This is a genomic window from Xanthobacter sp. SG618 (assembly GCF_012932745.1).
Lineage (GTDB): Bacteria > Pseudomonadota > Alphaproteobacteria > Rhizobiales > Xanthobacteraceae > Xanthobacter > Xanthobacter flavus.
Genome location: NZ_JABBHL010000003.1, coordinates 390,236 through 404,097, shown reverse-complemented (window position 1 = coordinate 404,097; position 13,862 = coordinate 390,236). Strand labels below are relative to the sequence as shown.

Below are 13,862 nucleotides of genomic sequence, written 5' to 3'. Positions count from 1 at the left end.
CGTCCGCTCAATGCATGGGCATACTGTCGTTAAGGAAACAAATACCTGCGGCCCCGCGTGGGCAATGCGCGGGGCCGGGCGGGTTCTACAAGGACTCAGGTGTCACCGCGCCGGCGATGACACGTCAGGATCTCACCCTCGTCTTCTGCGGATCGAAATGGGGGAAGGGCGCGATCTGCGCGCCGATGCGCTTCCTGTGCCCGTCCAGCTTGCCGATCTCGATGGTCGTGCCGGTCGCGGCATGGGCGACATCGATACGGGCAAGGGCGATCTGGGCCTTGAGGATGGGCGAGCGCGTGGCGCTGGTGACGACGCCCACCTGCGCTCGGCCGATGAAGAGCGGGTCGCCATGGCCTACCGCGTCGTTGCCCTCGATGACGAGCCCCACGAGCTTCCTCGCCGGGTTCGCCTTGCGCCGCGCCAGCGCCGCCTTCCCCACGAAATCCTCGTCTTTTTCCACCACGGCGAAGCCGATGCCGGCCTCATAGGGGTCGGTCTGGTCGCAGAAGTCGTAGCCGGCGAAGACCAGCCCCGCCTCGATGCGCAGCATGTCCAGCGCGGAGAGGCCGAGCGGCTTCATGCCCTTCGGTGCGCCCGCCTCCCACACCGCATCGAACAGCGCCTTCCCATCCTTGGGATGGCACCAGATTTCAAAGCCGAGTTCGCCGGTATAGCCCGTGCGCGAGACCACCAGCGCCGGCCCGGTGGGGCCGCCGAGACGGGCGATGGCGAAGCGGAACCACTTCAGCTCGGAGATGGCGGGCTGGGTCGGGCCGGTCCAGATGACCTCGGACAGGATGTCCCGCGACAGCGGCCCCTGCACGGCGATGTTGTGCAACTGGTCCGTGGACGAGCGCACATGGACGTTGAGGCCCCACTCCGCCGCCTTGGTGCGCAGCCAGGCGCCGGTGAATTCCTCGCCGCACACCACCCGGAAATTGGTCGGCGACAGGCGGAAGACGGTGGCGTCGTCGATCATGCCGCCGTGGTCGTAGCAGAGCGCCGTATAGACCACCTGGCCCACGGCCAGCTTGCGCATGTCGCGCGTCACCGTGCGCTGGAGCAGGATCTCGGCGTCCGGCCCCGTCACCTCGAACTTGCGCAGGGGTGAGAGGTCCATCACCGCGGCCTTCTCGCGGCAGGCCCAGTATTCGGCGATCGGCCCCTCGCCGGTGAAGCAGGTGGGCAGCCAGAACCCGCGATACTCCACGAAGTTGCGCGTATGGGCGGCAAGGCTCTGGTGGAAGGCGCTCTCGCGCGTCAGGCGCGGCTCGGCGTCGGCACTCATGCGGAACGCGATCCCCTTGGAGAAGTTTTCGGCGCCGTCATAGACGCGCACATGGATGTCGGTGGGCTCCCAGCCATTGGCGGGGTCGATGTCGTCGGCGCAGGAGGAAGTGGCGCACACGAGGTCGGTGAGCGCCCGCAGCAGCACATAATCGCCGGGCCGCGACCATGGCTCGTCCATGGTGATCGCGTTGGTGTGGTCCACGGCGGTATTGTAGAAGAAATTGATGGCCGGCCAGCCGGCGCGCTCGCGGATGCCCAGCGGCGCCAGCACGGCGTTGAAATTGTCCGTGCAGTTGGCGTGGCCGGGATAGCCCATGTCCTCGTAATACTTCGCCGAGCAGGCGAGGGCGAAGGTGTCGTGGCGGCCGACCGTGTCGCGGATCACCTCCACCAGCGGTAGCTGGCGCTCGTCGTAATATTTGGAATAGAGCCCCGGCCCCGGATAGGCGGCCCCCATGAGCGTGCGCGTGGTGGTGGCGTCGAGGCCGAACTCCTCGCCCGTCTCCAGCGCTGCGGCGTCGAAGGCGAGGAAGTCGGCGCACTGGCGGCCGTCCACGTCGATGATCTGGATGTAGTCGCCGGCCTTCACCGTATAGGCCCGGGCCTCGGCCGCTGGCACGCGGACATCGAGCTTCGGCGGTGCGAGCGGGGCGGGGAGAGGGCGGCCGCGGCCCCGGGCACGGGTCACGGTCACGATGAGGTCGGTGGGCGCGTCCTGCGCGTCCGGCGACATGGGGCCGCCGGGGGCGGCGACCACCACGATCACGTCGGCCCGCGCGGCGACCTCCGCCGTCGCCCCCGCGCGGCCATCTCGCGAAAGCAGCGCCCGTCCCGCCAGCGACGCCGGCGCGAAGCTGTTTTCCGCCAGCAGTCGGGCGACCTCCGCGCTGCCCTCTCCCCCCTGGTCCGGAAGCGCCGGCAGCGTCTCGACGCCGGCGCCCTCCCAATCCTCCACCGCATCTGTATCGGTGACGAAGAGCAGCGCCGGCTGGAGCCCTTCGGGGTCCAGCACGGTCAGGCGGTCTCCTGCGCCGAGCGTGACGGCGGCCATGCCGCCACCGCGCACCACCACCCGCTCGCGCGGGATGGCTGTCAGGGAAGGGCCGGGCGGAAGCAGGGAGGCGTCCATTCACCCCTCTTGAGCGATGGCCGCGAGCAGCCGGTAGCTGCCGCGGTAATAAAGCAGCGGATCGCCCTCGCCCTCGGCGTGCAGATGCACCACGCGGCCGACGAAGATCACATGGTCGCCGCCGTCATAATGGGCGTAGGGCACGCATTCGAAGATGGCGTGGGCGGGCACGAGGCGCGGCGCGCCGGAGGGGCCGATCTCCCAGGGTGTGGCGGAGAACTTGTCCTCGCCGCCGCGGGCGAAGCGGTTGGAGATCTCCTGCTGGTTCTCCAGGAGGATGTTCACCGAATAGGCCTTGGCCTTCTCCAGCCGCGCCAGCGAGTGCAGCGAGCGGGCCATGGAGAAGAGAATCAGCGGCGGGTCCAGAGAGACCGAGGAGAAGGAATTCACCGTCACGCCGATGGGGCCTTCCTCGTCCTGCGCCATCACCACGGCGATGCCGGTGGCGAAGCGGCCGAGGGCGTTGCGCAGTTCGCGCGGATCAAAACGGGCGTCGAGATCAATGGTCGTCATGGCAAGGTACTTCCTGAAATGCGACAGCCCGTCCATGATAATCCCCTTCGATGGCGGGCGCGCGGGCCTTCGCCCCTCTCCTGAGCGACGAAGAGGGACGAAGGCTCCGCGTGGTGGCGTCCCGCTTCACGCCACCTTGGCCGGCTGAAGCTCGGCCAGCAGCTTTTCGGCGAAGGCGCGCTTCTCCGCCTCGTCCATCTTCTTGATCTCATTGTTGAGCACGCGCTCGTTGATCGACTTGTTCCAGTAGTCCAGCGAGCCGAAGCCCAGCAGCGCGGCCTTGCCGACGAACTGGCGGAGCACTTCGTTGGTGGGCCCCATCACCCAGCCGGCCTTGCCGTCGCGCAGATAGCGCTCGATCTGCAGCGCCGGGCGGAAGCCGGTGCCGCCGGTGGCGTGGAGCATCTTGTCCACCACATGGGCAACGTTCTTGGCCGCCTCGAACTTCACCTGCCACAGCCAGTGGAGGAGGGAGGAGCGGGGCAGAGCGTCGATGTCCTTGTGGATCGACCAGTCGCAATTGTTGGTCACCGAATCCAGCGCCTGCGCCATCTGGTAGTCGAAGGCGCGGCAGGAATTGGTGTCCATGATCGCCTCGCCCACATAGTCCTGGATGGTGGGGTAGTCGGCGACACGCATGCCTACGTCATTGTGGGTCTTGCGGGTGGTGTGGCGCTTGGCGATGTCGATGACGGCGAGCGAGATGCCGTTCCAGCAGGCCGACGAACAGGTGAGGAAGAAAGGGTCCACCACCTCGTCGTTGGACTTGGCGCCGTCGCCGATGGGGCCGACGAGGGCCTCCTTCGGCAGCACCGCGTTCTCCACAACGATGGGGCCGGACTGGTTGCCGCGCAGGCCGAGGCCGTCCCACTCGGAGGGGTTGGCCTTTACCTCGTCCTTGGTGACGAGGAAGCAGGAGAGGTCGGAATAATCGCCGGAGAAGCCGGGGCTGGTGGTCTGCACGATGTACCAGTCGGCGAAGCCGCCGGAGGTGGTCCAGGAGGCCTTCTTCGTCACCTTCCAGCCGTCGCCATGGGCCTCGGCCTTGGAGGAGATCGGGTACCAGAAGTGCGAGCCGGTCTCGGGATCGGAATAGGAGAGCGTGCCGATGAGCACGTCCTTGTCCAACCGCTTCAGGATGTCGGTGAGCAGCGGGTTCTCGTGGTGGCGCAGCAGCGCGGCGGCCACGGCGCCGAGGTGCATGGTGTAGCACATGGCGGTGGAGGGGCAGCCGTAGCGGGCGATGGTCTCAACCACCATGGCAGCGCAGACATGGTTCTGGCCGAGGCCGCCGAACTCCTTCGGCACGTTCAGCGAGAGCAGGCCGAGGGTGGCCAGGGCCTCGAAATTCTTGCGGGGGTAGATGTAGTTGGCGTCGCTCTCCACGGCGTTCGCGCGCAGCGTGGTCTCGCACAAGGCGATGAGCTTCGCCTGCAGGTCCTTCTGCTCGGCGCTCAGCAGCCACTGGGGGTCCCACTCGAAGCCGAGCCCCCAGAACTCTTCCTTGCCCCACATCTTTGTCTCGGACATATCTCAAGCTCCGCCCGGGCCGGCGCGCGGGCAGTCCCCGCGGCCGTCCCTGCCAATTGCGATCACGCTGTGGCGCGCCTGTTCCCCTCAGTGAACTTTTTTGACGCGGTAGAAACGAGAGTGCCACGGGCCATTTTTGGTGCAAGCCCATTAGTTGTGCGGTTTTGGCCCGCTAGGTGATTGCGATCTGGGCGACGCATGGGGTTTCCTCGGTTTTCTTTGCCGCCTTTTGCGCCATGCTACCAAAGAAATTTCTTCTGAGGAAAAGTAATTGACAGGAGCGTTGGCCCGCCATCAGGATGCGGTCGTCGCGGCGCGCATGGCTGGCCTTGAGGCCGCCTGAGCCCGCCCGCCTTAACGACGGGCCCGGCACACGGGCCGGCATCCTTCAAGAGAGGGCACATGACCAGCGCGACCATCTGGCGCCAATCGATCCTCAACGACCGCCACCGGGAACTCGGCTCCAAGCTGGAGGAATCCTGGAACGACATGGCGATCCCCCAGCACTACGCGACCGATCCCTATGTGGAGACGGAGACTGTGCGCACTCGGGCCGGCCTCTTCGATGTGTCCGCGCTCAAGATCATCGACCTCTCGGGGCCGGACTCCCTCGCCTTCCTCAACAAGCTGCTCACCGCCGACATCGCCAAGATCCCGGCCGGCCGTTCCATGATCTCGTCCATCGTCGACGACGAAGGCGGGCTCATCGACGACGTGCTCGTCTATGTGGACGGCGACGGCAAGTTTCGCCTCTCCCACGGCGGCGGCGCGCTGGAAGAGGCGCTGCCGGTGGTGGCGCAGGGCTTCGACGTCACCTTCTCCCGTGACAACGACGTCCACATCCTGTCCCTGCAGGGCCCGCTCGCCCTCGACATCCTCTCCCCCCACACCCCCATGGTGCTGAAGGACCTGCCCTATTTCGGGCACGGCAAGACCACCCTGTTCGGCATCCCGGTGTCTCTCGCCCGCGGCGGCTATTCGGCTGAGCGCGGCTACGAAGTCTTCTGCGCGGCCAAGGATGCGGTCTTCCTCTGGGACAAGATCCTCGAGGTGGGCAAGCCGTTCGGCGCTATGCCCGTGTCGTGGGACTGCCTCGACATCGTGCGGGTGGAAGGTTCGCTGCTCTTCTTCCCCTTCGACATGCCACACAAGGACACCACGCCCTTCGAAGTGCTGATGGACTGGTCCGTGGACCTCTCCAAGCCGGACTTCCGCGGCAAGGCCGCGCTCCTCGCCCGCAAGGGCACGGAACGCACCCATCAGGCCGGCCTCGAGGTGCTGGCGGCGAAGGCGATCACGCCCGGCGCGAAGATCCTCAAGGATGGCGCCGAGGTGGGCGTGGTGAATTCCACCACCTACAGCCGCCACCTCATGAAATCCTTGGCGCTGGTCTCGCTGCGACCCGACGTCACCGCGCTCGGCACCGCGCTCACCGTGGTGGACGGGGACGAGAGCTTCGAGGCCAACGTGGTGCGCACCCCCTTCTACGATCCCATGCGGCTGCGCACGCATCCGCTGGAAGAGCGGGCCTGACGCCCGTCTGAGGCGCAAACAAAAGGCCGGCCGGACGGGATTTCCCCGTCCGGCCGGCCTTTTTTGCGTTTGGAGCCGCCTTCGCTCAGGCGCCGCGCGGGCTGGCCAGCCCCTCGCCTCAGAGGGGCTTCAGCCCGGCCTCGATGGCGGCGCGGCGGCCTTCCAGGAAGGGCGGCAGGGCGAGGCGTTCGCCGAGGTGGGCTGCGTCTTCGTCGGCAGCAAATCCCGGCCCGTCGGTGGCCAGCTCGAACAGCACGCCGTTGGGCTCGCGGAAATAGAGCGAGCGGAAGTAGAAGCGATCCACCATCCCGCTATTGGGAATGCGCAGCTCCTTCAGCCGCCGCGCCCACTCCTCGTACTGGTCGAAGGTGGTGACGCGGAAAGCCACATGGTGCACCGCGCCCGCGCCCTGTCCGGCGGGGGAAAGGCCCGGCTCCACCTTCACATGCACTTCGGCGGCGGGGCCACCCGTGCCCATCTCGAACACATGGATGGCGCGGCCGTCCTCGGCGGCATAGCTGCGCACCTCCTTCATGCCCATCACGTGGATGAGCACGGCGGCCGTGGGCGCAAGGTCCGGCACCGAGATCAGGATCGGCCCGAGGCCGCGGATCTGGTGCGCCTCCGGCACCGGGCTCTTCGCCCAGGGCACGCCTGGCCCCTTGCCGTCATCGACGATCAAGGCGAGGCGCTGGCCCTCGCGGTCCTCGAAGGGAAGCTGGTGGCGGTCGTCGCGGGTCTCGATGCCGGCATGGGAAACGCCGGCGTCGGTGAGGCGCGCGGCCCAGTATTCCAGCGCCGCCTCATCGCGCACCCGCAGCGAGGTCCGCACGGCGGCATGGGTGCCCCGGTGCTCGCGCGGCACCGGCCAATCGAAGAAGGTCAGGTCGGTGCCGGGGTTTGCTTCCCCATCGGCATAGAAGAGGTGGTAGGCGGAGACGTCATCCTGATTCACCGTCTTCTTCACCAGGCGCATGCCGAGCGTCTGCGTGTAGAAGCGGTGGTTGTAGGGCGCATCCGCCGTAATGGCCGTGACGTGGTGAAGTCCGGTCAGCGGCCCGGTGGTCTCAGTGGTGTTCTGCATGGCGTCCTCCTCCGGCGCGCGGAGCCTCGTGTCTGTCTGGTGCCAGAGATAGGCGCGAAGCCGCCGCGGGACGAGAACCACGGGCGCAATCCGGATTTGCTGATTTGCAATCACGCTCCCCGGAATGCTTCCGCCTTTCGCCTCTTCTGCAATGTTGTTGAATCGTGAGCGTCACCGGATGGCATCCCGCAACCGGTGTTCAGCATTTCCGGCGAACGCCGTTCAAACGCCTCATTGTTTGTGCGATGAAGTCCGCTCTACGAGGGGGACGTGCAATTGCGAGCAGTGGACGAGCGGGGGACTGAGCGGGCTGATCAGCGCCGGATGGGGTCGCGCTCCATGGCGCTGCGCATAATGGCGGCCGCGACGGCCGTTCTGCTGATGGCCGGCTGCTCCGACCGCCCCGGCATCGATGCCCTCGTCCCGGTTTCCGCTCCGCTGGCGGAAGGCGCGCGCGAGCAGGTGATCCTCGTTGCCTCCACCCGCGAGCGCGATCCGCGCCCCGGCGTCTTCTTTAATGGCGAACGCTCCGCCCAGCTCAATTTCGCGAAGATCGACCTCTCCGTCCCGCCGTCCCACCGGCCGGGGGAGATCGAGTGGCCCAAGAACGGCCTCGGCAATCCCGCCACCGACATGGTGGTGCGCGAGGCCATCTATCGCGACACCCAAAGCGAGTTCCTGCGCGACCTGAAGAGCGAGCTGGCCCGCCGGCCGGCCGGCAAGCGCAACGTTTTCATCTTCGTGCATGGCTACAACACCATGTTCTCCGAGGCGCTCTACCGCCTCGCGCAGATGGCGACGGATTCCGATGCGCCTGCTGTGCCGGTCCTCTTCACCTGGGCCTCGCGGGCGACCACCGAGGGCTATGTCTACGACAACAACAGCGCCACCGCCGCCCGCGACCAGCTTGAAGAGACCATCCGCCTCGCCTTCAGCAGCGGCGCGGACCAGGTGAGCATCCTCGCCCATTCCATGGGCAACTGGCTGACGGTGGAGGCCCTGCGGCAGATCCGCATCTCCGGCAAGACGCTGCCGGCGAACAAGATCGGCAACATCATCCTCGCCGCGCCCGACATCGACGTGGATGTGTTCAAGACCCAGCTGCGCCGCTTCGGCAAGCCGCCGAAGCCGTTCGTCGTGGTCATCTCGCGGGATGACAAGGCGCTCGGCTTCTCCGACTTCCTCGCCGGCAAGAAGCCGCGGCTCGGGGAATATGCCAATGACACCGAGCTGGTGGAGTTGGGCGCCGTGGTGGTGGACATGACCGACGTGAAGGCCCTCGACAGCTTCAACCACGGCAAGTTCGCCCAGCTCGCCGAGATGGCGCCGCAGCTTCAGGGCACCATAGCCAGCGCCAGCGGAACGGCCACCTCCAACACTGTGCAGTTGCAGGGCGTGCGTATCACCGGCCTCGATCAGGCCCGCGCCGCACAGCCTCCCGGCCCGGCCCTGCCGGCCGCTGCCCAGCCGGCCCCGGCGCAATAGGGGCCGCGCCGGCGAGCCATTCGCGGATGTGCCATGCCCGGCCAGCGCTTCCCTCGCGGGCGCGTTCGGTCTAAAGGCGTCGCCTCATGGCCTATTCAGTCAAGGAAATGTTCCTCACCCTTCAGGGGGAGGGGGCGCAGGCGGGGCGTGCTGCCGTCTTCTGCCGGTTCGCGGGGTGCAACCTGTGGTCCGGACGGGAGGAAGATCGCGCCGCCGCCCAATGCCGTTTCTGCGACACCGATTTCGTCGGCATGGATGGCGAGGGCGGCGGCCGCTTCGCCGATGCCGACGCCCTGGCCGAGGCCATCGCTGCCGTATGGGGAGAGGCCGGCATTGAGCGCCGCTTCGTCGTCTTCACCGGCGGCGAGCCCATGCTCCAGCTTGATCCGGCGGCCATCGCGGCGGTGCATGCGCGCGGTTTCGAGATCGCGGTGGAGACCAACGGAACGGTTGCCGCTCCGGAAGGGCTCGACTGGATCTGCGTCAGCCCCAAGGCCGGCACCGAGCTGAAGCAGCGCGCCGGGCACGAGCTGAAGCTCGTCTTCCCGCAGGCCGGCCTCGACCCCGCCAGCGTCGCGGGCCTCGCCTTTACCCATTTCTTCCTGCAGCCCATGGACGGGCCGGATCGCCGCGCGAACACCGAGGCGGCGGTGGCCTATTGCCTTGCCAACCCGCGCTGGCGCCTGTCCGTCCAGACCCACAAGATGATCGGAATTCCATGACCACCCGTGACACCCCGGCGGCGCTGCCCGGCCGCGTGCGGATCACCCAGGGCTTCACGTTCGAGGCCGCGCATTTCCTGCCCAACGTGCCGGAAACCCACCGCTGCCGGCGCATGCACGGCCATTCCTATCGCGTGGATCTTGCGCTCGAGGGCCCGGTGGACCCCGTCACCGGCTTCGTGGTGGACTTCTTCGACGTCGAGAACGCCTTCGGCCCGCTGCTGAAGCAGCTGGACCATTATTGCCTCAACGACATCGCCGGGCTGGAAAACCCCACCGCCGAGATCATCGCGGCGTGGATCTGGACGCGCATGAAGCCGCTCCTGCCCACGCTCGCCTCGGTGCGGGTCTACGAGACGCCCATGTCCTACGCCGAATACAGCGAGGGCTGAGCGGGCCTCAGCCCGCCGCATCCCCGGCCTGCGCCTTCTTCACGAAGGTCGCGAAGGCGGCGAGCTGCTTCTTCACGAAGTCCAGCGTGCCCGGATCGGTGACGATGCCGTCGGCGATCTTGGTGTGGGCCTGGGCGACCATCACCTCCGGTACGTTCATGACGTGGGCGTTGAGCGCCACCAGAACCTGCCGCAGGTGATATTGGGAGCGCCCACCCCCCATGGTGCTGGGCGAGGCGGACATGATGAGGGTGGGCTTGCCGGAGAGCGGCTGCGGCTTCAGCCGCGACAGCCAGTCGACCGCGTTCTTGAGGCCGCCCGGAACCGAGTAGTTGTATTCCGGCGTTACGATGACGAGCGCATCCGCCGCCGCGACCTTGGCGCCCATTGCCGTCACCGGGGCGGGGAAGCCCTCCGCCTCGATGTCCCCGTCATAGATGGGGAATTCGGCGATGGAGGGCAGGATTTCCAGCGTCGTCCCCTCCGGTGCGATGCCCGCCAGCGCGCGGGCCAGCGCGGCATTGAGGGATCCCTTGCGAACGCTGCCGACCAGCACGACCCAGTTCATCGCCATTCTCCCGCTGCCCGCCATGGGCACGAGCGGATAATGGCGCAAAAACAGGAAGGTTGCGTGTGCCCCGGCGAAAATCAGCCGATACGCACCATGTGGTTGTCGTATCGCGGCCCGCCGGTGCGCCGCGCGGTGATGGAAACGCCCTCGGGCGCGGCCTTGACCACGATCACTTCCCCATAGCCCGAGGCGGCGACGAACGTGCCCGCCTCCGCTCCCGCCGCAAGGCCGCAGCCATCGGTGAGGGGCACCGCGCCGATATAGCGCCCGTCCGCCTGCCAGACGGCGACCTGGTTGCCGCGCGGGGTGGCGCAGGCGACGAAGCGGCCGGAGGGATCATAGGCCACCGACCCCACATAGCCGCGCAGCGCCCGCCAGGCGTCGTCCGGCGCGTCGAAGGGCGTGAGCGCGCCATCGGCGGCGATGCGGAAGAGGAGGGGGCGCGCCTCGCCGTCCTTCAAGAGGTCCTGCGCCGCCACCACCGTGCCGCCATTGCCGTCGCGGGCGAGGTGGCGGAGCGACAGGCTCGCGAGATCCGGGGATAGCTTCCCCTCGCCGCGCACGGCACCGGTGGCGGGGTCCACGAGGGTGATGCCGGAGCCGGTCACCTCGGCGTCGCGCGCCTCCGGTGTGTTGGGCTCGATGCCGCCATTGGCGATGACCAGGGCGGCGCCCGAGCGCATCAGATCATGCGGGCCGTCGCCGCCGCTCCCCCATTCGTCACGGATGGCGAAGCCGCCGTCCACCGCCCGCACAGCCACGACGCCCCGGCCCATGACGCGCACACCGTCGGCGGGGCGTTCGATCTCGTTGGTCAGGAACAGCCGGCCGTCCGCGGTGAAGCGGCCATGGCCGGAGAAGACGCGGCCCTCGCCCGGCCCGAAGCTTGCGACCACGCCGCCCTTGCGCCGGTCGAAGACCAAAGCGATGCGCCCCGGCCGCCGCCCCACCGCCACCGCGAGCGGGCCCACCGGGCTCGCCTCGATGCCGTGGAGGCGGGCCTCGGAGGGGGCCTCCGGTGTGGCCGCGAAGCTGGGGTCGAGTCCGACGGCGGCGAACCCCTCGCCCACGCCCGCCGTCGCCAGCCAGCCCTCGTCCAGCTCGGCGGCGTGCAGGCCGCCCGGCAGGGCGGCGGCGGCGAGAAGCGCGGCGCCGCCGAGCAACAGGCCGCGGCGGCCGATGAGCGGGGCGTGGTCGAGGCGCGCGCGCATGTCAGTCGCCCTTGCCTCAGTCGCCATCGAGGGCGTTGAAGCCCAGCGAGATGCCGAAATAGGAGGCGATGGGCTTGTAGACGGCGAGCTGCGCCGCCTTGAAGGTCTTGATGGTGGCCTGGATGCCCTGCGCGCCCGACGCGGTGGCGGCCGCGGCGCCGATGTCGGCGGGCAACTTGTCGGCGGCGGCATCGGCGGCGGTGGCGGCCTTGGTGACCACATATTGCGGCCGGCTCGGCATCTGCGCCCCCACGGCGACGAGGAGCGCGTCGGCACTGCGGATCATGTTGGCGGCGACGCGGCCGGAGCGGCCGGAGCGCCAGCTGTCGGCGACCATCGGCTTGGCATCGGCGGGGCTGGCGCCGAGCACGGGCAGCAGCTTGGTGTCGGTCACGCGCTGGTAGGCGCCGGAGAGGTCGGTGAGGATCATGCCGGGCAGGGCGCCCACATCCGGGAACAGGGCCGGATCGCCCTTGCCGGAGACGATGGCGCCGAGCACGCCGGAGGACTTGTCGCCCCAGGCGGTGCGGATTTCCCCCGTGATGGTGGCGAGGTTGTTGGCGATGGCGGTGCCGAGTGCGCAGCGCCGCGCGGCCTCGGGGCCGGCGACCAGCGCCTCGGCCGCGCCCTCCTCATAGAGCAGCCGCTCCAGCGCCGGCAGGCCCTGCACCGCCGCGCTCGACTGGGCAAAGCGCTCGGGCGCGAGGCGGGTAGGATCGCTGTCGGCGATGATCTCGGACAGCCCACGGCTGATGCCGTTGCGCCGGTCCGGGAAGAAGGAGATGCGGTCGGCCCGGAGCGATAGGGTGATGGGGCCGAAGGTCACGAATTCCACCGCGTTCCACGCATCCGCGGCCTTGCCGTAAGCCTCCTTGAGCGGCGCGACGCCGGCAGCCGAGGGGGCGGGGCAGAAGGCGGCCCAGGCCTTGGCCTGCGCGGCGGTGGCGGCGACCAGCGCATCGTAGCGCGGCAGCAGCCAGCCCTCGATGAGCGGCACGGGATCGAGCTTCGGATCGGCCGCGGCGGCGGGGCCTGTCCCGAAGGCGAGCGCGGCCGCGATGGCCGCGCCGGCAAGGCGGAAGGAGGAAAGGCGCGTGGCTTCGATCATGACGTCGATCCGCAATATCAGGTCCACACCGGCAGGAGCCGGCCAAAATCACAGGGAAGAAACGTACCGCACCAGCGTCGCCCTGTCCTTGGGCGGGAGCGCGCCGAAGCGCCGCTGCGCCGTCGCCGCCTCGCCGCCATGCCAGGCAATCGCCTCCTCCACCGTGCGCGCGCGGCCATCGTGCAGTAGGCCGGTGTTCGCGGCGAGCGCATCGGAGAGGCCGGCAAGCGGCGCGGTGCGCCATTGCGAGGCGCCGACGCCCGGCTCCGGCATGGTATCGCCGAGGTCCGGCCCCATCTCGTGCAGCAGCAAATCGGTATACATGCGCGCCGCTCCGCCGCCTGCGGTGGGCAGAGACGGCCGGTGGCACTGGGCGCAGCCGGTGGAGGTAAAAAGCGCCGCTCCGCGTTTCGCCTCGGCCTTGGGCAGGTCTTCCGGCTCGGGCTGGGGCAGGGAGGCCACATAGGCCACCACCCGGTCGAGGACCGCCGAGCCGATTTCCAGTTCGTCGTCCGCATCTCCGGAGGTGGCGTTGGCATTGCCGTGGAGGGCCTGCCGGCAGGCGGTCTGGGTGGGCGTGCAATCGCCCCACGGCTCGGGATGGAAGCGGTTGGAGAGGCCGAGATCGAGGAAGAAGGCTTCCGCCGACTGCCGCGCCAGATCGGGCTGCGACGCCTTCCAGCCGAAGCGGCCGATGGCGGTGCTGCCATCGGCGAGGGTGACGCGCCGCGCCATGCCCTTCACACCGTCGGTGCCCTTCGCCTGCTCCCGCTCCACCGCGAGGATGGCGGCATCGGGCACGGCAGCCAGCGCGCCGCGGCCCTTGAGGTCCGGCCCCACGCGCAGGGAGAGGCCGCTCGCGGGATCGAGCGGGCCATAGCCCAGCGCCTCCGGGTGCGGCTTGCGGGCGATACGCCCGTCCGGCAGCGGCGTGTCGGTGACGCCGATCATGCCCTCGCCCGGAATGCCGGGGACCGCATCGATCTGGAAGCGCCGGCCATAGACGGGATCGCCGGTGCCGTCCGGCCGTCCGATCATCAGCACGAAGCCGCGCTCCGCCGTGCCGTTCTCCAGACGCGCCGGGGCGCGGCGGTCGGCGGGATGGCAGGTGGCGCAGGATCTGGCATCGAACAGCGGGCCGAGGCCGTCATCGCCCCGGGTCGAGGCGGGGGCGGGCACCCACGGTCGCTTGAACAGGGCCTTGCCGATGGCGAGGTCCAGCTTGTCCAGGGTTTCGGCGGCGGCGGGCGTCGCGGAGAGGGCGGCGAGCAGCGCGAGGAGAAGACGCACGCGC

Annotated in this window: 12 protein-coding genes; 4 read left to right on the top strand and 8 right to left on the bottom strand. The window is 68.8% G+C overall.

The window, feature by feature from the left end:
- Positions 1–124 precede the first annotated feature (124 nt).
- From FHT36_RS11220 to FHT36_RS11210, 3 genes are all read right to left on the bottom strand, one after another.
- The gene (locus FHT36_RS11220; RefSeq protein ID WP_169122579.1) at positions 125–2,419 is read right to left on the bottom strand and encodes a DUF1989 domain-containing protein; all 2,295 of its coding nucleotides are present in this window, start codon (positions 2,417–2,419) and stop codon (positions 125–127) included.
- Complete coding sequence (locus tag FHT36_RS11215) at positions 2,420–2,932, bottom strand: flavin reductase family protein (RefSeq protein WP_246702162.1); 513 nt, start codon at positions 2,930–2,932, stop codon at positions 2,420–2,422.
- A 126-nt stretch (positions 2,933–3,058) separates the two neighbouring features.
- Positions 3,059–4,462 (bottom strand): acyl-CoA dehydrogenase family protein, encoded by a 1,404-nt coding sequence (locus tag FHT36_RS11210; RefSeq protein WP_169122577.1) that lies wholly within the window; start codon positions 4,460–4,462, stop codon positions 3,059–3,061.
- A gap of 402 nt (positions 4,463–4,864) precedes the next feature.
- Between FHT36_RS11210 and FHT36_RS11205 the strand changes: the two genes are divergently transcribed.
- Entirely contained in the window at positions 4,865–5,995 is a 1,131-nt protein-coding gene (locus FHT36_RS11205; protein WP_169122576.1) for an aminomethyltransferase family protein, read from the top strand.
- A 118-nt stretch (positions 5,996–6,113) separates the two neighbouring features.
- Here the strand turns inward: FHT36_RS11205 and FHT36_RS11200 are convergent, their stop codons facing one another.
- Positions 6,114–7,079, bottom strand: coding sequence for a ring-cleaving dioxygenase (locus FHT36_RS11200; protein WP_169122575.1), 966 nt, complete (start codon positions 7,077–7,079; stop codon positions 6,114–6,116).
- Between the two features lie 339 nt (positions 7,080–7,418).
- On the opposite strand from FHT36_RS11200, the gene FHT36_RS11195 reads away from it, so the two are divergent.
- From FHT36_RS11195 to queD, 3 genes are all read left to right on the top strand, one after another.
- The gene (locus FHT36_RS11195) at positions 7,419–8,564 is read left to right on the top strand and encodes an alpha/beta hydrolase (protein WP_169122574.1); all 1,146 of its coding nucleotides are present in this window, start codon (positions 7,419–7,421) and stop codon (positions 8,562–8,564) included.
- An 86-nt stretch (positions 8,565–8,650) separates the two neighbouring features.
- Positions 8,651–9,286 carry a 7-carboxy-7-deazaguanine synthase gene (gene queE, locus FHT36_RS11190; RefSeq protein ID WP_169122573.1) on the top strand — a complete coding sequence of 212 codons (636 nt, stop codon included), beginning with the start codon at positions 8,651–8,653 and terminating at the stop codon, positions 9,284–9,286.
- Positions 9,287–9,321: 35 nt separating this feature from the next.
- Complete coding sequence (queD, locus tag FHT36_RS11185; RefSeq protein WP_169122752.1) at positions 9,322–9,678, top strand: 6-carboxytetrahydropterin synthase QueD; 357 nt, start codon at positions 9,322–9,324, stop codon at positions 9,676–9,678.
- 7 nt (positions 9,679–9,685) lie between these two features.
- On the opposite strand, the gene FHT36_RS11180 is transcribed toward queD, so the two are convergent.
- The 4 genes from FHT36_RS11180 to FHT36_RS11165 form a co-directional block, all read right to left on the bottom strand.
- Positions 9,686–10,246, bottom strand: coding sequence for an NADPH-dependent FMN reductase (locus FHT36_RS11180; protein ID WP_246702161.1), 561 nt, complete (start codon positions 10,244–10,246; stop codon positions 9,686–9,688).
- 80 nt (positions 10,247–10,326) lie between these two features.
- Positions 10,327–11,460 carry a DUF1513 domain-containing protein gene (locus tag FHT36_RS11175; RefSeq protein ID WP_169122571.1) on the bottom strand — a complete coding sequence of 378 codons (1,134 nt, stop codon included), beginning with the start codon at positions 11,458–11,460 and terminating at the stop codon, positions 10,327–10,329.
- Positions 11,461–11,476: 16 nt separating this feature from the next.
- The gene (locus FHT36_RS11170; RefSeq protein ID WP_169122570.1) at positions 11,477–12,568 is read right to left on the bottom strand and encodes an imelysin family protein; all 1,092 of its coding nucleotides are present in this window, start codon (positions 12,566–12,568) and stop codon (positions 11,477–11,479) included.
- 48 nt (positions 12,569–12,616) lie between these two features.
- Positions 12,617–13,858, bottom strand: a complete 1,242-nt coding sequence (locus FHT36_RS11165; protein ID WP_348644430.1) for a di-heme oxidoredictase family protein — start codon at positions 13,856–13,858, stop codon at positions 12,617–12,619.
- Positions 13,859–13,862 lie beyond the last annotated feature (4 nt).